At 44.3% G+C, this 20,089-nt stretch carries 13 protein-coding genes and 2 pseudogenes; 13 read left to right on the forward strand and 2 right to left on the reverse strand.

Going from position 1 to position 20,089, the window contains the following annotated elements; all coding sequences use genetic code 11:
- Positions 1-810 precede the first annotated feature (810 nt).
- Positions 811-1,749 carry a GNAT family N-acetyltransferase gene (locus tag AC787_RS17520; RefSeq protein ID WP_054025956.1) on the forward strand — a complete coding sequence of 313 codons (939 nt, stop codon included), beginning with the start codon at positions 811-813 and terminating at the stop codon, positions 1,747-1,749.
- 167 nt (positions 1,750-1,916) lie between these two features.
- Positions 1,917-2,298, forward strand: a pseudogene (locus tag AC787_RS17525) (ABC transporter permease); the annotation flags it as partial.
- A 218-nt stretch (positions 2,299-2,516) separates the two neighbouring features.
- Here AC787_RS17525 and AC787_RS17530 read toward each other — a convergent pair.
- On the reverse strand, positions 2,517-3,101 hold the full coding sequence (locus AC787_RS17530) for a GbsR/MarR family transcriptional regulator (RefSeq protein ID WP_054025957.1): 585 nt from the start codon (positions 3,099-3,101) through the stop codon (positions 2,517-2,519).
- Positions 3,102-3,411: 310 nt separating this feature from the next.
- Between AC787_RS17530 and AC787_RS17535 the strand changes: the two genes are divergently transcribed.
- The 8 genes from AC787_RS17535 to AC787_RS17570 all read left to right on the forward strand — a co-directional run bounded on the left by AC787_RS17535 (position 3,412) and on the right by AC787_RS17570 (position 14,563).
- Positions 3,412-4,473 carry a putative 2-aminoethylphosphonate ABC transporter substrate-binding protein gene (locus tag AC787_RS17535; RefSeq protein ID WP_054027118.1) on the forward strand — a complete coding sequence of 354 codons (1,062 nt, stop codon included), beginning with the start codon at positions 3,412-3,414 and terminating at the stop codon, positions 4,471-4,473.
- Between the two features lie 107 nt (positions 4,474-4,580).
- Complete coding sequence (locus AC787_RS17540; RefSeq protein WP_054025958.1) at positions 4,581-5,618, forward strand: ABC transporter ATP-binding protein; 1,038 nt, start codon at positions 4,581-4,583, stop codon at positions 5,616-5,618.
- 13 nt (positions 5,619-5,631) lie between these two features.
- The gene (locus AC787_RS17545) at positions 5,632-7,332 is read left to right on the forward strand and encodes a putative 2-aminoethylphosphonate ABC transporter permease subunit (RefSeq protein ID WP_054025959.1); all 1,701 of its coding nucleotides are present in this window, start codon (positions 5,632-5,634) and stop codon (positions 7,330-7,332) included.
- 28 nt (positions 7,333-7,360) lie between these two features.
- A complete protein-coding gene (locus tag AC787_RS35395; RefSeq protein WP_054025960.1) occupies positions 7,361-7,546 on the forward strand; it encodes a hypothetical protein in 186 nt (61 codons plus the stop codon).
- Complete coding sequence (locus tag AC787_RS17555; RefSeq protein WP_054025961.1) at positions 7,543-7,884, forward strand: DMT family transporter; 342 nt, start codon at positions 7,543-7,545, stop codon at positions 7,882-7,884. Before AC787_RS35395 ends, AC787_RS17555 begins: the two co-directional genes overlap by 4 nt.
- A 52-nt stretch (positions 7,885-7,936) precedes the next feature.
- Complete coding sequence (locus tag AC787_RS17560; RefSeq protein ID WP_054025962.1) at positions 7,937-12,241, forward strand: S-layer homology domain-containing protein; 4,305 nt, start codon at positions 7,937-7,939, stop codon at positions 12,239-12,241.
- Between the two features lie 79 nt (positions 12,242-12,320).
- Positions 12,321-13,379: an Ig-like domain-containing protein gene (locus AC787_RS17565; protein ID WP_054025963.1), complete on the forward strand. Its 1,059-nt coding sequence runs from the start codon at positions 12,321-12,323 to the stop codon at positions 13,377-13,379.
- Positions 13,380-13,477: 98 nt separating this feature from the next.
- Positions 13,478-14,563, forward strand: a complete 1,086-nt coding sequence (locus AC787_RS17570) for a HupE/UreJ family protein (protein ID WP_054025964.1) — start codon at positions 13,478-13,480, stop codon at positions 14,561-14,563.
- 145 nt (positions 14,564-14,708) lie between these two features.
- Here AC787_RS17570 and AC787_RS35085 read toward each other — a convergent pair.
- Positions 14,709-14,909, reverse strand: a pseudogene (locus tag AC787_RS35085) (helix-turn-helix domain-containing protein); the annotation flags it as partial.
- 212 nt (positions 14,910-15,121) lie between these two features.
- Between AC787_RS35085 and AC787_RS17575 the strand changes: the two are divergent.
- From AC787_RS17575 to AC787_RS17585, 3 genes are all read left to right on the forward strand, one after another.
- Positions 15,122-16,861 (forward strand): sensor histidine kinase, encoded by a 1,740-nt coding sequence (locus AC787_RS17575; RefSeq protein WP_054025965.1) that lies wholly within the window; start codon positions 15,122-15,124, stop codon positions 16,859-16,861.
- A gap of 2 nt (positions 16,862-16,863) precedes the next feature.
- Entirely contained in the window at positions 16,864-18,198 is a 1,335-nt protein-coding gene (locus AC787_RS17580) for a response regulator (protein WP_054025966.1), read from the forward strand.
- 117 nt (positions 18,199-18,315) lie between these two features.
- Positions 18,316-20,043: an extracellular solute-binding protein gene (locus AC787_RS17585; protein WP_054025967.1), complete on the forward strand. Its 1,728-nt coding sequence runs from the start codon at positions 18,316-18,318 to the stop codon at positions 20,041-20,043.
- The last annotated feature ends 46 nt before the right edge of the window (positions 20,044-20,089 follow it).

The raw sequence follows: 20,089 nt of genomic DNA on the forward strand, positions 1-20,089 counted from the left end.
AAAGACGTTTACAAGCACACGAATAACATCTTTAACTGTGTAAAGGATAACCTTTTTGATGAAGGTTGTCTTTTTTTTGAGCCAGCGAGCATCAGGGAGTTGTCTGCTTCATCAATGCTAAAGCCAATTAATTGGCAAACAACAAATAAACTACGCTGTAACAGCTTAATTACCTGCTCGTGTGCTCTCGCTCTGTATCGCCCATGTACCGTACCGGGATGAGGGCCCAACTTTAGTGGGATACGCTGTCAAATCTCGGCCTGTGGCGTGATCTTCGGACAGGGGTTCAAATCCCCTCGCCTCCACCTCGTGAGGTCGGGTTTTTGCTATCTGTAGGATCACATACAGGTAGAATACCTTTATAATTATTTAGTAACTTGAGAATGATCTATCTCGTTGGTAATATGGGCAAATAAGCATTCGATAGGAGTGAATGGTGTCGTGATTATTGTTGTTCTTAATCAGTTGAAAAAATAACTGAATATATGAGGCCGATCCTAATTGGAAGTAATCGTAGTTATAATCTGCAGACCTTCTATTTAGCCGCGCTCATATTATTAAGAACAATAGCAATATCATATATCCCTTTCTCCACCGGGCCTTATTTGCTCGGTATTTGTATGCTTATGTCAGATATGTACCTCATTCGTATCTGTTAATAAGGTGATCCAGGAGATTTGAGGCTACTGATGATGCTATGTTCATCTGTAGTCTTTTTGTCGTTCTTGGACATCTTGAGGAGAGGTATCAAACAGTAGTGATTCGTGTTCACTTACTATTATTTTGTGAATTTACAAGGAGGAATGGAGTATGCAATTAAGCGATTGGTCTATTGATACTATTACATATGATTTATCAAGTGAATATTCTATTCGAATGGCGGAGCCAGAAGAATGGGGAGTCTATTGTTCCGTTTATTATAACATGCAGTATACTGGTTTTTTTAGAGAAGAAAGCTATGCAGCTTCGCGAAGAAATTCTTTTTGGATTTATAAGGGAGAGACTAAAATCGGCGGCGTAAGAATGGCACCCAACGTGATATACCATTTATTTTTTATCCCTCCTTTTAATAACTCATTCGAAATATTGAAGCTGCTTAAAGAAATATTAATACATTGGTCTGACAGAACTCAACCAATTAAGACTTTTGAGGTTCTTCCCGATCAAGTTCAAATATATGCGAGGGCGGGTTTTTGGCCAGATGAATTCAGATGTCGTTGGATGCAGCGTCCTACAGATCATTTCGAAGTTATCTGGGATGAAAATTTAATTATTGAAAGTCCCCAAATTGAAGAAAACGAGAAGGGAACTAAGCGCTTCATCAATGAAGATGAAATTGCTCGTTGTGACTTTGAAAGCTTTAAAGGAGGATTTGAAGCAGTAAGGAGAAAAAAGTTTTCTTTAGAAGATTTTATTCCAAATGAAGATCCTAATTATACGAATGATATATTAGTTCAGGCTTCAACAATGATCTATGATAAGAATACGGGTCAGCTCATTGCGAATTGTCGTCTTTGTTTACAAGACAATCTGGCAGCAGTATATAGTATCGGTGTAATACCTTCTCATAGAGGAAGGGGATTGGCTACACATATGTTGCAAAGAGCCCTGAGTATCCTAGTAGATAAATATTCGATACTTAGATTGTATGTCATGGAAGGTAATGATGCAGAATCTGTTTATTTTAATCTTGGGTTCGTGCCTGGAGTACAGGAGATACAAAATATGTATATACCGGCAGGGAAATAATGGAGAACCATAAGGAAGCCTGAGCGCTATGGTCGGTCAACCGTTGCACGACGACTCCGATGGCAAAAACTGTCCAATGAAATGGTTACCTCCAATTTATCGAAGAGGTTCATTGGATATCGACTGTTGAATACATTCGCAAAGAGATTATAACCACCAATAGAAGCCTGTGTGGCTTTCATTCGTCTGCGAGGATACTGTCGTGGCTTGCGGTTGTCGGCATACTCGCTCTGTTTACGCTGGCATTAACTTGGCTAGCGGCCATTGCAGGTCTGTCAGCAAAAATGGTCAATGGCGCAAGTGCTTTTTCGTACCTGCTTATCTTCCTACAGTTTATCAGCTCGGCATTTGTTCCGACCGAGTCGATGCCGAAGGTCGTTCGTGTCTTTGCCGAAAACCAGCCGGTGACCTCGATCGTAGAGGCTAACCGAGCGCTGCTGTCAGGTCAGCCGGTGGGTAATGATATATGGGGTCGCTCTTGCGTGGTGCGTTGGGATTTTGTTCGTAGCCTATTTCTTTGCAATGAGAGTGTATAAAAAGAGAGTGTGAAGAAGGACAACATTGTCCGAATGAAGTCCGCGGAAACCGCGGGCTTTTTTGTTCTTTGTTTATAGTGAAGTGAAGGATGAAAATTATTGGCATGGCTGAGCAGTTTATAAAGAGTATAGCCCAATGATGATCAGCGGGCTGTACTCATAAATGTAGTTGTGAAGCAAGGTGAGATCAAATGCCTGCTTAATAAAAAAAGACATATAGCGAGATAAAGCTTACTCGTCATGCGTCACTTTTTTGTTATTTGCCGAGTCCGCTTCGGCAGAGCTTTCTTTGAAAAATCCCCCTCGGCGCAGGGCATCGACAAACTGCTGCAGCCACTCGTAATACTTCTTCGCATGCCTGAGCTTATGCAGATCCTGAAGCGCAAGCTTCCGTTCCTCGTCGGTAATATGTTCCTCAAGAATGATATTGGTTAGCTCGGGAAGAGCCTGATAGATAGCTTCCGTCATAACATCGACTTCACGCTGGAGCTTATGCGAGAAGAAGTGCTGAAACGCACGAAAAAAATCGGTTTCTGCGGCGTACAGATCTTTTCGATCCTGCTTTTCGTCCAGCTTGTTGACCATCTGGGATTCAACGAGCGCTCTGACAGCGTAGCTCATGTTGCTTTTACTCATGTTCATTTGCGCTTTCATCTCGTCGAGCGTCATAGCCCGATTCTCAAAGAACATAATGCCGTACAACTGGCCCGACGAATGAGTGGCGCCGTATAAATCCATTGTCTCTGCTATGGCTTCGATCATATTTTTTCTGATGCGCAGCCGTCGTTCAGCGCTTTCCTCGCTTTGGGACACCATGCTGTTCACTCCTCGTAACCGTTTTAGGACTCGATGTATATGTTCAATATTTCTTGAATTGATATCTTCTATTATAGCAAAAAGACCACCATGAAGGACAGCAAGGATGAAAACAAGCTTTTACATAATCTTTATGATCAGTTTACAGTCATTTGACATAACTTTCTCGAAATAATTGTACAATATTTTTTGTACAGAACAGGTTTAAAGCTCTAAAGAGGGAGTCCAAGTACTTGTATTAAATTTTTTTTGAATAATAAGGAAAGACAAGGGAGAGCTGACTGTGAAGATCAATTTTAATTGGAAATCGATGACGGCCATGTTACTCATTACGGGTTTATTGGCAGGATGTGGAACGGCAAAACAAGAGGGAGCTGCTTCAAACAGCGGTCAACAGCCTGCAGTGTCTGGTAAAGCGGGCGAAATCAACGTATATACAGCGATGGAAGAGGAACAGATCCAGACCTATCTCACTTCCTTCAAGTCTCAGAACCCGGATGTGAAAGTCAACATCGTACGCGATTCGACAGGAATCATGACTGCAAAGCTGATTGCCGAGAAAGATAACCCTCAAGCGGATGTCGTTTGGGGTCTGGCTGCAACTAGCTTGCTTGTTATGGATGATCAGGAAATGTTGGAGCCCTATGCCCCTAAAGGGGTGGATCGGGTACTACCGGAGTTCAAGGATAAAGCGAACCCGCCGAAATGGGTTGGCATCGATATTTGGGAGACAGCGATCATCGTTAATAAGGTGGAGATGGAGAAACGTAATCTGACGATTCCCCAGTCTTACGAGGAGCTGGCGAAGCCGGAATACAAAGGCTTGATCGCTATGCCGCATCCGGCTTCCTCGGGCACCGGATATTTGACGGTGAACGCCCTCAATCAGCTTTACGGGAAAGAAAAAGCGTGGCAGTACATGGACAAGCTGCATGAAAACATGATGCTGTACACGCATTCCGGTTCAAAGCCTGCCAAGATGGCTGCTTCCGGCGAAGTGCCGATCGGCATTTCTTATGGATACAGCGGCATTCTAGAGCAGAAAAAAGGAGCTCCGGTCGAAGTGATTTTCCCTAAGGAAGGCTCCGGCTGGGATATGGAAGCGAACGCTCTTGTAAAGAAAAAAGAAATCAAACCGGAAGCAAAGTTGTTCCTCGACTGGGCGATCAGCGAGGAGCCGATGAAGGAATACAACAAAAATTACGCGATCCTGAGCATTAAGCAGGAGGGTGGCAGTACGCCCGAAGGTTACAGTAAAGATCCGGTTTCGCAGCTGGCGAAGCTCGATTTGTATCAAGCGGCTCGGGACCGGGAAACGGTGCTTGCGGAATGGGAGGAGAAATACGGATCCAAGGCGGAACCTAAAAATTAAGCTTGCCTAGACCTGCAAGGTAAGCCCAGGAAGGGATGCCGAAAGCATCCTTCCGGGGCTTTGGGGGGGCGGGTGAGTCATCTCATGTATATAAAGGGGCAGTTGTAATGAAGCAAGGTTATTTATCCCTGCTCGGTATTTCCAAGCAATTCGGAAAGCAAACGGCGCTGCAGGACATTCATTTGGAAATTGACAAACACGAGTTCATCTGTCTCTTGGGACCGAGCGGCTGCGGAAAAACGACGCTGCTTCGCATTCTCGCGGGATTGGAAAAAGCGGACAGAGGGCAGTTGACCATTGCGGGCAAAGATATTACCGGGCTGCCGGCAGGGAAACGAAACTTTGGCATGATGTTCCAATCGTACGCTCTGTTCCCCAATCTATCAGTTAGCGAGAATATTGCGTACGGGCTGCGCAACCGCCTGTCCAAGGCTCAGATAGCCGATCGAGTGGAGGAATTGCTTGGACTGGTGGAACTAGTCGAGCAGCGTCACAAAGTTCCTGCGCAGTTGTCGGGAGGCCAGCAGCAGCGGGTCGCTCTCGCAAGGGCGCTGGCGTTCTCTCCGGATTGTTTGCTGCTCGACGAGCCGTTATCCGCGCTGGATGCCAAGGTTCGCGTCAAACTGCGGAATGAAATTTGCCGTCTGCACCGCCAGTTCGGCATGACCACGATCATGGTGACGCACGATCAGGAAGAGGCGCTGACGATGGCCGACCGCATTGTGGTCATGAATAAGTCGTGTATTATCCAGGTCGGGACACCGAATGAAGTGTATGAAAATCCGAGAACGCCGTTTGTTGCCGATTTTATTGGGGCCGTCAACTTTATTGGGACGGACAAAGACAGGCACGGCAGCGCGACCCTCGCGATTCGTCCGGAGCATGTCCAGCTGGTGCGTGAAGGTCATGAGAAAGGAAGGCAAGGCGTCGTGCGGGAGCTTGAGTATCGGGGGTCTCATTATCGCCTCGTTGCGGAGCTTTTGAACACGCAGGATACGCCGCAGCAGCAGTTCGTTACGATAGACGTGTCCGCAAAGACGATGATGTCCTTAAACGTCAGGACGAAACAAAAGATTCTTTTCACTTTCCCGCCCGAGCACGTGATCCGGTTTGATTCGTCAGCCAATCTGGCGGATGCTCAGTAAGGAGATGATGAATATGGACATCTGGTTAAAACGAATGAGGCCGAAAGCCGGCTCCTGGAGTCAAAATATCGTAATGGTCACGATGACTTTAGCGCTGTTGATCGCGATCCTCCTTCCGCTCACTGAGCTTATGATGAAGGCGGTCACCGACCAAGAAGGAAAGTTTGTCGGACTGGCTCACTTCGCCAACTATTTTTCGACGCCTGCTCTTGTTGCATCGCTATGGAATTCGATCAAAGTATCGACGATGACCACACTTATTGCCGTGACGCTCGGCTTCGGGTTTGCTTATGCGCTGGAGAGAAGCGGAATTCGGGGGAAATGGTTTTTTCGGTCCGTTGCACTGCTGCCGCTTTTCGCTCCCTCCATGCTGCACGGACTGGCGCTGATCTATTTGTTCGGCAATCAAGGGCTTATTTCGACCGGGTTCTTCGGCTTGCTGCCCGAGCTCCGCATTCCGCTCTACGGGCCGGTAGGAATCGTTCTGTCGGAAGTATTATATACGTTTCCGCAAGCGTTCCTGATTCTGTCGGTTGCCCTCTCGAGCGCCGATTACCGGCTGTATGAAGCGGCGGAGACGCTCGGCGCTTCCAAATGGCGTACGTTCTGGACGGTAACCCTGCCCGGCACGAAGTTCGCGTTGATTAGTACCATCTTCGTTTGTTTTGTTCTGACGTTTACGGATTTTGGAGCTCCGAAGGTCGTGGGAGGGCAGTATAACGTTCTTGCGACGGATTTGTACAAGCAGGTTATCGGTCAGCAAAATATGCAGATGGGTGCGGCCGTCGGCGTGCTTCTCCTCATTCCGGCCGTTGTTTCGTTCGTTATCGACCGCATTTCCCAGCGTAAGCAGAGCGGGTGGTTGAACGCTAAATCAACGCCTTACCGGATTGAAGAGAACAGACGGAGAGATGCCTTATTCTACCTGCTTTGCTCCATCGTGTCGGCGATCATCCTTGGAATTCTTCTCGTAGCGGTATACGGATCTTTGGTTAAAGTGTGGCCGTATAACCTGTCGATTTCCTTCTCTCGCTATGAAGGATTATTCGAAGGAGCGGGACCATTCGCGAGCAGTTTGATTATCGCGTTAGGCACTGCCGTAATCGGCACATTGTTTACCTTTATGTTCGCATATCTCATCGAGAAATCGCGCAGTTTTGCGATTTTGCGTCATGCCGCTTATTTTCTGTCCATGCTGCCGCTTGCGCTGCCGGGACTGGTGCTGGGTCTGATTTACGTTTTCTTTTTTAACAATCCGAATCAGCCCTTGCACGGGATTTACGGCACCATCTGGATCGTCATCCTGTGCAACATCGTACATTTTTACTCGGTTTCTTTCCTGACTATGACATCGTCGCTGAAGAAGTTGGATAGCGAGTTCGAGGCCGCTTCGGAATCGATGAACGTCCCTTGGTATCGGACGCTGTTTCGGGTAACCGTGCCGCTTTCGCTGCCGACGATTCTGGAAATTTTCGTTTACTTCTTTATCAACAGCATGGTTACGGTGTCGGCGGTTATCTTCTTGTATGCGCCCGATTTGAAGCCGGCTTCGGTTGCTATCGTCAATATGGAGGATTCAGGCGATATCGCACCGGCAGCAGCAATGTCTACGTTAATCATTGTGACCAATTTGTTGGTTCGATCGGTCATCATGGGTTTGTCCGGAAAGATGCGTAAGAGAACGGAGGGGTTGCTGGTCAAGAAAGGCGATTAATTTCAATATTTGTACAGGAGAGATCGGAATGCCGGAATTGATAATCAACAAGATACGCTATCCTATACAAGGAATTTTATTCGACAAAGACGGTACGCTGCTGGATTTTATTTATCTATGGGGCAAATGGAGCGAATGGATGCACCGTCATTATGAGAGTCTGCTCCCTCTCGGAGCCATACGCCCAGCTTCACTTGGAGGCGTCACGGCATGAAGGTTGAAAGCGGCTGGGGATGGACGCTGCTTCTGCTTGCCATCCTGTTCGAATTAGCCGGCACCACTTCCTTGAAGCTGTCTGACGGCTTCACCAAGCTATGGCCTTCCGTATGGATGTTTGTTTTGTACGGTTGCAGTTTTACCTTGCTTAACTTTGCGTTGACTTACATTAATGTCGGCGTCGCTTATGCGATTTGGTCGGGCGTAGGCATTGTTCTGATTACGCTGATCGGATTTGTCCTGTTTAAGGAATCGATTAACCTGATTCAAGTGCTCTGGGTGTCGCTCATCGTGCTCGGCGTCATCGGTCTCAAAATGAGCAGCAACGTTCATTAATAAGCAGATATTTTTTAATCATAAAATCCCTATATTATGGAGGTTTTCTCTAGTGAAAAGAATTTTATCGTTTACCCTTGTATTAACGATGATATTCACTATGTTATCGACCACGGCAAACGCAGCAAAAGATACTGCCGGCACAAATGCCAACCCCCTTATTGCATCGATGAAATTTGATAATAATTTGAAGAACGATGTAAATCAAGAAGATTTGAAAGCAACTGGAGATTATAGTTATGTAGACGGTATAAAACCCGGGACCAAAGCTATGCATTTAGATAGCGGAGACGGCAATTATGTCGGTACATCGAATAGCTTGAAGTTTGGTGATGAAAGCTTTACCGTATCCTTCTGGTATAAGGGTGACACCAAAAAAAATCAAGTTATATTATCAAACAAGGATTTTAGTAACGGCTCTAACGCAGGCTGGGCGATTTACACATCCGACAATTCGGTCAACATGAATTTTGGATTCCCAACGGCAAAAGTAAAAAACATTTCCTTTGGACGCAACACGTTTGATGCTTCCGATTGGCGTTACGTAACATTTGTTGTAGACAGAGATAAAATGCTCGCGTCGCTTTATATTGATGCTTACAAAATGGCTGATACAACGCTGAGGAACGGAACTTTAGATACGTCGAACCCATTAAATATAGGTAGTGACGGATTGGGCAACCTCGGCGGTAACTCATTCGATATTGCTGATCTGATGATTTGGAAAGGCGTATTAAATACTGAAGTGGTCCAAGCGAATTACAATAGTTACGCTGGACATTCAGTAGATATAGACGCACTTAACGACGCAATATCAGAAGCAAATACAATCGTAGAAGGCGGTCTCGGCAACGGCTTCAGCGAAACCGATTTTAACTATTTGAAGAAGGTTTTAAATTATTCAAATACCGTTGCAACTACGCAAAAAGTGAAATTTTATACACAGGAAACGATCAATTATTACGAACGTGAACTAAACAACGCGATATTCATCTATCAAAAAAGCAATAAAACATTAACTCCTCCCGGTTTGAATGTAACGGTGAACAGCGACACGGAAATCAGTGGTAATCCCAATGCAATCAAGCGCGTGGAAGAAGATTTCAGAAAAGCCATGGGTGTATTCCCGCAGGCCGATGTCATGTTGATTCCAGGCGACGTTACCGGCGGTAACCAAGCCAGTGAATATGTGTGGATGGGTGAGCTTACAAACGTATACAGTAAACTTCAAAAAGAGGGCTTATTTAAAAAGACAGAGTTATTAATGGTAAGAGGCAACCATGATATGGGCGGCGCCGAAAACTTAATACCTATCGGTTCGGCGGGCGCGTGGAATGAATCTACGAATTCGTACGATAACAATTTCTTTAACGATGCTTATCGGGTCAAGGTAAAAGGATATAACATTGTAGGTTTTGACGCGAATTACAACAACCAAAATACAGTAGGGAAGGCCAATAATTACCTCAAAACCATTAAAGAAGAAAAGGATTACGATCCGACAAAACCCATATTTGTCATGTCTCACTACCCAATAAGCGGAACCGTGTGGAGTGAGAGATGGAGCAGCGCGGGAAGTAATGCTGTTGGTAAATATATTGCCGAGAATGATTTGTCGCAAGTGGTATATTTTTCAGGCCATACGCAATACGATCCGACCGACGAACGCTCTCTCTATCAAGGTTCGGCTACGTATCTCGATTCCGGCGCGTCGTCCTATTCTAGTTATATTGATGAGGGTCCATACGGCGGATATATTGAAGGCTCGTATATCAATTACCATACCACCCCTCGTATCGTGAATTTCTTGGAGGTTTACGGTCCGAAAATTATTATCAAACAGTACAATCTAAGTACTAATGAATTTGTAGGCATCCCTTTTGTAGTAAACGCTGGCAGTGGCAGAAACGCCTTTACGTATAGCCAGAACGATATAAGAGAACTCATTCCTCCGCAGTTTGATGAAGGCAGTATTGCGGTCAAATCCTTCGAAAACAACGAGCTTGTTTTTACAATGAAGCAAGCCAGTGACAATGTTCGTGTAATGGAATACAATGTTCAGCTGATCAACAAGCTTACGAAAGAAGTGGATAAATCGTTCAATAGTCTTTCGCTGCCGCTGGACAAGCCATTCGATGTATTTAGGGAATACAAGTTTACAGGTTTGTCGCCGATTACTCCATATACACTCCGAGTATTCGCCGCGGATTCCATGTATAACCGTTCACTGCAGGAGATTGATATTACGCCTGAAGGCGCTAATTTAGTGAGCATCAATGCGCCTGCTGACATAACAGGGTTGACAATCGGATCGGCGAAGACAGCAGACGCCCTTGGATTGCCAAAGACAGTATCTTTGGTTACCGATGGTGGTGATGGCGATGCCTTAGTGACATGGGATGTAGATGCTTCAAAATATGATCCAGCTATAAAGACAGCACAAATATTTACAATAACTGGAACTGTAACTTTGCCGTCAGGGGTAGAAAATCTAAACAATGTGCCATTGACAACAAGCGTTAGTGTAACTGTTAATAGGATCTCAACGAAGACCGCCACAGTAACCGCTTCATCGTATTTCAATGCCAATTATACTCCCGACAAAGTGTTCGATGGCATCACAGGGCAAGCGGGTAACGGCGAATGGGCATCCAAGGAAGAACAGAATCCATGGATCCAGGTGAATTGGACTGAGAATCAAACGTTCAACAAGATTATCTTCTATGATCGGCCCAATTTAGTTGACCGGGCGCCCGGCGGAACGCTTACCTTCAGTGACGGAAGCACTTTGACGGTTTCAGAAATTCCGAATGACGGGAGCGCTTATGCTGTAACTTTCCCTGAGAAGACGGCGACATGGTTCAAATTCCAGGTATCTGGTGGAGGCGGCTCGAATGTCGGTTTATCGGAAATGATAATTGTCGCGCCGGAACTGGTGGTGCCAGATACATCTAAGTCTACATTGACAGGTGCAGAGCAGGTGAACCAAGGCCAAACCTTTGATGTAACAATGGGGCTGGCCGACGTTACGCAAAGTGTATACCAGTCAGTGAATGCCCAAGATTTGACGCTTCACTATGATCCAGAGATTTTGCAGCTCGATTCGATTAAATCTCTTAAGGACGGCTTCCAAGTCATCGATCAAAAAGAGACAGCGCCGGGACAAATCCGGATTATGGCTGCCAGCATGGGTGCAAACGTGCCTGCCCAAGGTGATTTGCTTGCGTTCAAATTTACGGCGAAAAAGGTAACTCAAGCTACCGATAAGACAACAATTTCTCTTGATCATGTCGTGATTGCAAACGGACAGGGGAATGAGCTGCAGGTAGGTAATGCCTCCCATGATATCAAAGTGTCAGACCAAGTCGGCAAAATTCCAGCTGTACCTACAGGTTTGACAGCAACGGCAGTAAGTCCGTCACAGATAAACGTAACCTGGAACAGTTCAATAGACGCAACGGGTTATGACTTGATGGTGGATGGAGTTATTCAAACGGACCTTTCAAGTCCGTTCGCACACACAGGTCTTGCAGCAAATACAACCCATACCTATGAGGTGAGGGCTAAAAATTCGGCAGGAGCTAGTGAATGGAGTGCTCAGGTCATTGCAAGCACTCAAAGTGAAACGTCGACGCCAACGCCAGAGCCGACGCCAAAACCAGAGCCGACGCCAACGCCAACGCCTGAACCTGCGGATGATGTATTCAACAGCAATATTATCAATGAAAAAGATTTCATTCATGCTATCGAGTCCAAGGTAGAGGAAGCCAATAAATCTAATATTAAGATTGAACTTGCTGACATGAAAGGACACTGGGCCGAAAAGACCGTTGTTGCGTTCATGAAAATGAACTTTGTCGTTGGGTATAAGGATGGAACGTTCCATCCAAACGGTAAAATCACACGCGCCGAGTTTGCAACGATCATCTCTCGCGTATTCGATGTCATCGGCAGCGCTAATCAAGAGGTTGAACTGAACGACATTAATAGTCATTGGGCTAAAGACGCGATTAATAAGCTTACAAGCGCAGGAGTTATTACCGGATATGAAGACGGAACCTTCAAGCCTAACAATACGATCAGCCGCGAAGAAATGGTCGTCATTCTGTCCCGTATTGTGGATTTAAGTAAAGTGGACAAAGATGCTTCGAAAGGCAACTTTACGGATATGGCAAGCGCAAGCCCGTATGCGGCAAATCTAATCAAGGATGCTGCGGCAGCAGGTATCGTCAGCGGCAAAGGCAATGGCGTATTCGATCCTCAGGGCGGCACTACACGTGCGGAGGCACTTACAATCGTTCTGAATGCTTTGAACCTTCACCCTCAAGTGAAAACACTTTTGGAGGGCTTGAACTAAATCTTCGTCGGCATTCCTGTCCTCTAAAAGTAGATGTATTATGTTGAGAAGTAAATATAGTAGAAATGGGGATTGGCAAATGAGTAAAAAACGAAACCGGAAAATGTTGCATCTAATCGTTTGTTTTGCGTCAGTCATGATGTTGATTTTCAACTTGACCGCTGCATCTTCCATTCAAGCCGTTGAAGCAGCTGGCGGCCAGACTTTAACAATGGACAAACTCCAGTACCTCAAAGGGGAAGCCATCACCCTGTCGTACACAGGGGCTGGCGCAAGCGGGTCAGATTGGGTTGGCGTCTACAAAACCGGAGATGTTCCACCAGGTGCGGGTGTATCGTTGAGCTGGGGCTATTTAAAGTCTGGGGATGGGAAAGCTAGTATAAGCAATGGGCTGGCCCCAGGTAAGTATGATGCGCTTTTTATGCTCGATGACGGGTATGAGATCGTGGATCGCAAAACATTCGAAGTCGTTGAACACGTCCCTGTTAACGGGGTGACGCTTGATCAACAGAACGTCGTCATGACTGAAGGCGAAACCAGAACCTTAACGGCTACAGTTACGCCGGCTAATGCGAACGATACAAAAGTTTCGTGGGTAAGCAGCGATCCTGCTGTAGTATCTGTAACCGCAACAGGCGGCAGCGCTTCGCTAATCGGCCATAGTTCTGGGAAGGCAATAGTGACGGTCACAACTGCTGATGGAAGTTTTACAGCTTCCACGAATGTGACAGTAGAGCTAAATCTGACGTTACAGAGCCTAATCGACAGCGCTCGGGCCAAGCACGATGCAGCTTTGGAAGGCAATGAGGATGGTCTGTATGCGGCTGGCTCCAAAACACAACTGCAGTCGGCTATCGATGCAGCCAATGCGACAGCAAACGATTCGAATGCTACTAAGGAGCAGGTTGATAGTGCGAAAGCGGCATTGAAAGCGGCCATTCAAGAGTTTGACAAGCAGATAATCACCGCAGATGTTAATGGAGACGGAAAACGCTCTGTTGGAGACTTGGCTATTGTTTCAGGGGTACACGGCGGGCAACAAGGTCAAGCGAACTGGAATGAAAATGCGGATGTGAATCATGACGGTAAGGTTGATCAAGTCGACCTTAAAATCGTAGCAAAAGCGATACTGCAATAAAATCACTTTGAAAATGTTTGGATAAAAAGTCTATGAGAGGAAGATCTATTGTCTTCCTCTCATAGACTTGCTCCATTCTATGAAAAGAGGCACAGCAGATGACCTTACGAACTTTCCTATCCTTGTTAATCATCGTATTATTTTTCGGGACTTCTACACCTGCATTTGCGCATTCGGAAAGCATGGGTTACTCGTCAATAAACGTTAAAGGAAACGAGATTAACTTTGAACTATTTTTTGATCAAAGAGACTTGCTTGTGCAATTTGATACCAACAAGGATAACAATATGGATAACGAGGAACTGTCCTCGCAAAAGGAAGGTATCGAGGCGTTTTTACAGAAAGATCTTCGAATAGATGTCGATTCGCAGCCCTTGACGATGGAATTGCTTTCGATGGAAGCGATAACGAAGGGCGCCACAAAAGGCGTAGTGCTGCAACTAGAATTTTCCGCCGATGAAGCGATCGAACAATTTTATCTGCATTACAATCTAGTGTATGAAGATGCGCCTTTTCATAAGAGTATACTCTCAGTCCGTTCAGGGGATTTTTTCTATCAGGATATTTTTGAAATGAGTAGAAAAGATATTCAGGTAACCTTGCCTGAGTCCGAGACTGGTTCCTCTGCTCAGTCCGATATGGGCTCTGTTCTGTGGAAATACTTTCTACTTGGCATCGAACATATTTTAATCGGCTATGATCATTTGCTGTTTTTGTTATCCCTAGTCTTAATTGCACCTCGCTTTAAGGATGCGTTAAAGATTGTTACCGCGTTTACAATCGCCCACAGCATCACCCTTTTTTTGGTGGCGTCAGGCAGCATGCACGTCATCCCGTCTTGGGTTGAAGTCTTGATTGCCCTGTCGATTTGTTATGTAGCAGTGGAAAATCTGTTTGTTCAAAAGGCAAAATGGCGGTGGATATTGACAGCTGTATTTGGCCTGATTCACGGAATGGGTTTCGCCGGAGCGCTGGCCGAAAGGGGACTTCCGGAGCACAATCTGATTGGCTCGCTCTTGACGTTTAATTTGGGTGTAGAAGCGGGTCAGCTAATGATCCTATGCCTATTGCTTCCATGCTTGATATGGCTGCAAAGATTCCCATGGTATCGTAAAATGGTGATCTCAACGTCTTGCCTTATTTTTGTACTGGCATTTTATTGGTTTATACAAAGATTGTTATGAGGCCATTAGTTGGACAATATAAGAGAGCTAGCGGTATTTTGTTTTTACAGCGCACCTGGAAATGTAGCAAAACACCTCAAGAAAAAAAGGTACAGTCCTTCAAGAAATTTGAAGAGGCTGTACCTTTTTTGTCGCTTGAGTATTGTCAGAGACTTATACTGCTCTGACTGTTCCAGTTTGCCAAGTAGCGTGGAGTTGGAAGGGGGAAGTTATCCCTTTCGTGTATTACGATACTGCAGGCTAGCTGTATTTTGAGCCACAAATAGTAATCGATTGGCGAGTAGCCAGTCGTTTTTTTGAATAAATAAGAAAAATGAGGGACAGACATGTTAGCTCGATTAGCTAACTCTTGTAATGAGGTGCACGGTAGTTAACTAAGTGTATTTGCTAATCTAGAGTGCGCCACTTACATAACGTCTGCTAAGGTGAATGTTAAACACTCTGAGCTAAGTCTCTGTTATTATATTAATCAGCATCGTAAAGTTAGACTGAATAATAGACACATCGAAATGAAATCTTAAAATAGTACCAAGATGATGATGAAGAAGGGGATATCCTATGAAATTGCAGGCTGCCGGCAAAGCAAAATGGTTCGTCTATCAGAAAATTGTAATCGTCTTCATTGCGTTTCTTGTTCCTCTCATTTCGATGAACATTTGGGTCAATTATAAGGGCATGTCTTTTTCAAAAAATACGATGCTGAATTCAGCCGAAGCGGGAGCTTCCTTTTACGCGAAGCAGCTGGATAAGGAAATGTATTTTATTCGCAGTCAGCAATTGGGGTTTATTAACGGTGAGGATTTGCAAAAGCTTAGCTTTAGGGGAGGAAGCCTTGGGAAATATGAAGAGGTTAAACTCATTGAACAAGTGAGAGATCGATTGAGCTTTCTCATGAATTCGAGTGAATATGTAATTAATGCAGGGGTTTATATTGCTTCAGAAGGTAAAACCATCTCGATTTCGAATGGTGTTACCGATACGCCAAATGACGAATATCATTTCATTTCTACATTATTAGGAGTTTCAATCAAGCCTTCCTTTTATAGAGATAAAGATCGGATATTCTTTATTGAGACGGCAAATAATGACGGGATTTGGTCGTATATTGAACTTTCGAAAGTAAAGCTGCTCGAAGAACTGCATCAAGTTACGACTTTATATCAGGAATCAGAGGTATTGCTTGGGAGTGAAAGTCTAGGCAGTGTATTTTCTACGACGGAAGATGACCAAGCCATTACGGTACAGCATCAGCTGGTTAAAGAGCCTAGTGATCAAGCTGACAATCTGTCTAAAATGGAGAAAGTGAACGGCATCCGTTATTTTGTTATCAATAATTTTGTCAGCTCATTGAATTTGTCATTAATTATGTATGTGAATCAGAACGAAATCACCAGATCATTAAGTCAGTTTTATACGCTGTATTACCTCTTGTTCAGCATTACCATTATCATTCTTTTGCTCTATTCGTTCTCGGTTAATGTCATGATACATCGTCCATTGTCCAATCTAGGCAAGGCATTTCGAATGATAGAAACAGATAATCTAAACTTAGTCATCGAATCCAAGACAAAGGATGAATTTCATTATTTATTTCAAAGCTTTAATCGGATGGCACATCGATTGAAAGTTTCCATAAAGGAAAACTATGAACAAAAAATAGCGCTGCAGCATTCGGAATTAAAGCAGCTGCAATCTCAAATCAACCCTCATTTTTTATACAACAGCTTTTTTAATATTTATATGATGTGTAAAGTAGGAGATTCTGATAGTGCCGCTGAGCTCTCCCAAAAGCTGGGAAGCTATTATCAGTACATTACAAGAAGCGGTTCTGATGAAGTGCTCCTTAACAAGGAGTTTCAGCACGCACTTGATTATTGCGAAATCCAATGCATTCGCTTTTCCAATCGAATTTCGTATGAATACACCGAGATTTCGGATCGATTGCATACCGTTTACGTTCCAAGACTCATCATTCAGCCGATCGTTGAGAACGTATTTGATCATGCCTTTGAAGATGGTACGATGAACGGAGTTGTCTATATTGGAGCCAGCTATCAGGGCGATGTGGTTCGCATCACAGTAGAAGACAACGGCGGGTTATTAACAGATGATAAAATAGAGCAATTGCAGGAGCAGCTTGCAGTCAGATCTAAGCAGGTTGAGAAAACGGGATTAATTAACGTGAGCAATCGGCTAAAATTAATTTATGGAGCGGGCAGCGGCTTATTCGTCTCTCGAAGTCAATACGGCGGTTTGAAAGTGGAGCTTATCATACATCTTGAGAATAAGGGGGCATAATAATGTACCGATTGTTAATCGTAGATGACGAGCCTGTCATTGTAAATGGCCTAGTACAGCTTTTTCAGGGAAACAAAGACTTTGAGCTGGATATTTGTAAAGCATATTCTTCCGGTGAAGCGCTTGAAATAGCAAAGAAAACGAAGCTGGATATCTTGATCAGTGATATTCGTATGCCTCAGAAGAATGGTCTGCAATTAGTGGATGAAATGGTATACTATTGGCCCTCATGCCGGGTTATCTTTCTTACGGGGTATAGTGAATTTAATTATGTATACGAAGCGTTAAAGAAAAACGTAGAAAACTATATTTTAAAAACAGAAGGAATTGAGCCGATTTTCCAAGCGGTTAAAGAGGTAATAGGTAAACTGGAAGAAGAGAAGTGTCATAGGCTGCAGCAGGAAAAAGCACAGCGACATATTCAAATCGCGGAGCCTTATCTTAAAAAAGAACTGATGGAAGCTATGCTGAGCGGGGTGCCGCTTCCTTCTCTATTGACTGAGTCCATTTATGCAGAAGTGGACTTTACCATTGCTGCTCGGCGCCCCTCTTTCTTCCTAGTAGGGCAAGTGGATCGGCTCGAGGTTCAAAATTTAAAGGTGCTGGAATCGGTACAACGGATTTTTGACAATCATCTGCCGGCTTCCATAGCCCGGGAGAAAGCTGTCTACAATGGCAGCTCACTTCTGTGGCTTCTTCAAGCGGATGAGGAATTATTGGGACGCTTTAGAGGGAATGGGCCAGATGCGGATGCGAATGAGCATGGCATAGCATCCTATATGAAAGGCATTCTTGAGCTTGTGCAGAATGAATGTGCCCAGGTGATCGACGCTTCGGTTTCATTCGGCATTTCTGGGAATTTGTTAGGAAAGTGGGATACGCTCCATCTCCAAGTGGAAGCCGTTCGTGCAATGATTCAGAAAAGAGCGGCATTCGGTCAAAAAATGGTTATTGTTGATTACGAAAAATCGACCGGTTGTGAATCCGATATGAGCGGAGAGATGAGACAAGAAGAATTTAAACAATTGCTCATTGAACAAATTCATCAATATGTTCAGAACAATCTGTCCAATGATGTGTCCCTAACGGCTATTGCGGATGAGGTGCATTTTAATCCATCTTATTTGTCTCGCTATTACAAGCAGATCACGGGACATAATCTATTAGAGTATATTCAATCCACGAAAATGACCGTTGCCATTGATCTAATGATGAATACATCCTTGAAATTAAATGAAATTGCGAGTAAGGCGGGTTTTGATTCGCCTTCATACTTTACGACTTTTTTCAAAAAAATGACGGGTCTATCACCTCAAGAGTATCGAAATTCACAATAAGTAAAAAAATCAAAAGCAATGTAAAAAAAGTGAAATTGAAACCGCTTTCCCTCTCGAAATATAATAAACACAGGGATCAGGGCTATTAACATTATCAAAAGGGGGAAAGTGTTCCATATGAAAAATTATAGAAAAATGAAAATGATCTTATTGTTATCACTGTCTCTTTCAACCATTACAGCATGCTCAAGCCAAGGAAATGACAAGGAAAACACACCAAACTCTAAACCGTCAACAGAGAACAACCAAGCTGAAGTCACTCCGCCAGATCCATTCGGTAAATACCCTGAAACGGTCACGGTTACACAAGTACTTGGATTTAATCCACCTGAAGATTCAAGAACACCAAAAGGCATTACACCCGATCAGAATACTTACTTCAAAGATCTCAAAGAGATGATGAACATCGATGTGAAATATAAATGGACCGTGCCGTCCAGCCAATTCGAACAAAAGTTTTCACTTGCGATGGCATCGGGAGACCTGCCTGATATTTTAGAGCTGGACCCGAAGAACTTTGAGAAGTTGAAAAAGCAGGATATGCTCGCTGATCTTACAGAAGCTTATGAGCAATACGCATCGCCAACACTTAAGAAATACATGGAATCTGATGGCGGCTTTGCAATGAAGACTTATAACGCAGATGGCAAACAGCTAGCGATTCCAGCTTTTGAAGATCCGTTCCTATCCACTCAATTGCTATGGATTCGGAAGGATTGGCTTAATAATTTGAACTTACAAGCGCCAACAACGATCGATGAGCTGGAAAAGGTCGCAGAAGCATTTGTGAAAAATGATCCGGATCAAAACAGCAAAAATGATACCTACGGTATTTCATTGCAGAAAACGCTGTTTTTCTGGGGATTTGATGTAAGAGGATTATTTAACGGATTCGGTGCCTACCCATCCATTGGTGATGCTCAGACGGCTTGGATCAAAAGTGGTGAAGATAAACTAATACCGGGTCTGATTCAACCTGAAGTGAAGACGGCGCTTAGTAAGCTGCAGTCTTGGTACCAAAATGGCATTATCAATAAAGAGTTTGCTCTGAAGGATGAGAACAAAGCAGTAGAAGATCTTACTTCGGGCAAGGTTGGTATTTCCTACGGAGAATGGTGGTACCCAAACTGGCCGCTTAATCTAAATATTGACAATGATCCGAAGGCGGAATGGATTGCCGTTCAAATTCCAGGGCTAGACGGTCCAGCAAAATCACTTGTTCCGAAAATTCGCGCTGGCAAGGTTTTCGCTGTAAACAAAAAAGCGAAAAATCCAGAAGCCGCTATTAAAATGATCAATTTCTATATCGAAATGGGCAACAAACAATATTTAGAGAAAAACAAAGCAGAGAATGGTTATGTATATAACTGGTTTAATCCACGTATCTACAACCCGGCTCAAATTGAAACCATCTATACAGAAGTGAACAAGGCGCTAGACGCTAAACAGACTGAGATTACGCTGGATGACGAGAATTTCAAGAATGTAGCGGATGTTTTCAAAGCAGGAACCGATTTCCTTGCAGGAAACACAAAAGATGCTTCAAAAGGTGTAAATTGGGGGCAATACTATAGCCGTGCAGCAAAAGATGGCGGCTGGGGAACGACGCGTAAGATTAAAGAAAGCGGAGCGTTTGTAAACAATGAATTCTTTGGCCTTCCTACAAAAACACAAGTAGAGAAGGGTGCTCAGCTTGATAAGCTTATGCAGGAATCCTTTACAAAAATCATTATGGGCGGCTCGATTGATGAATTTGATAAGTTCGTTGCAAGCTGGAAGTCGCTAGGCGGCGATGATATTACAGAAGAAGTCAATGCATGGTATAGCGAGCAAGCCAAAAATTAAATCTTAAATCAAGCAAAAGCGCCTTCAGCGTCCTCAGGATGCTGAA

Origin of the sequence: Bacillus sp. FJAT-28004 (assembly GCF_001280845.1) — a bacterium.
Taxonomy (GTDB): Bacteria; Bacillota; Bacilli; order Paenibacillales; family Paenibacillaceae; genus Pristimantibacillus.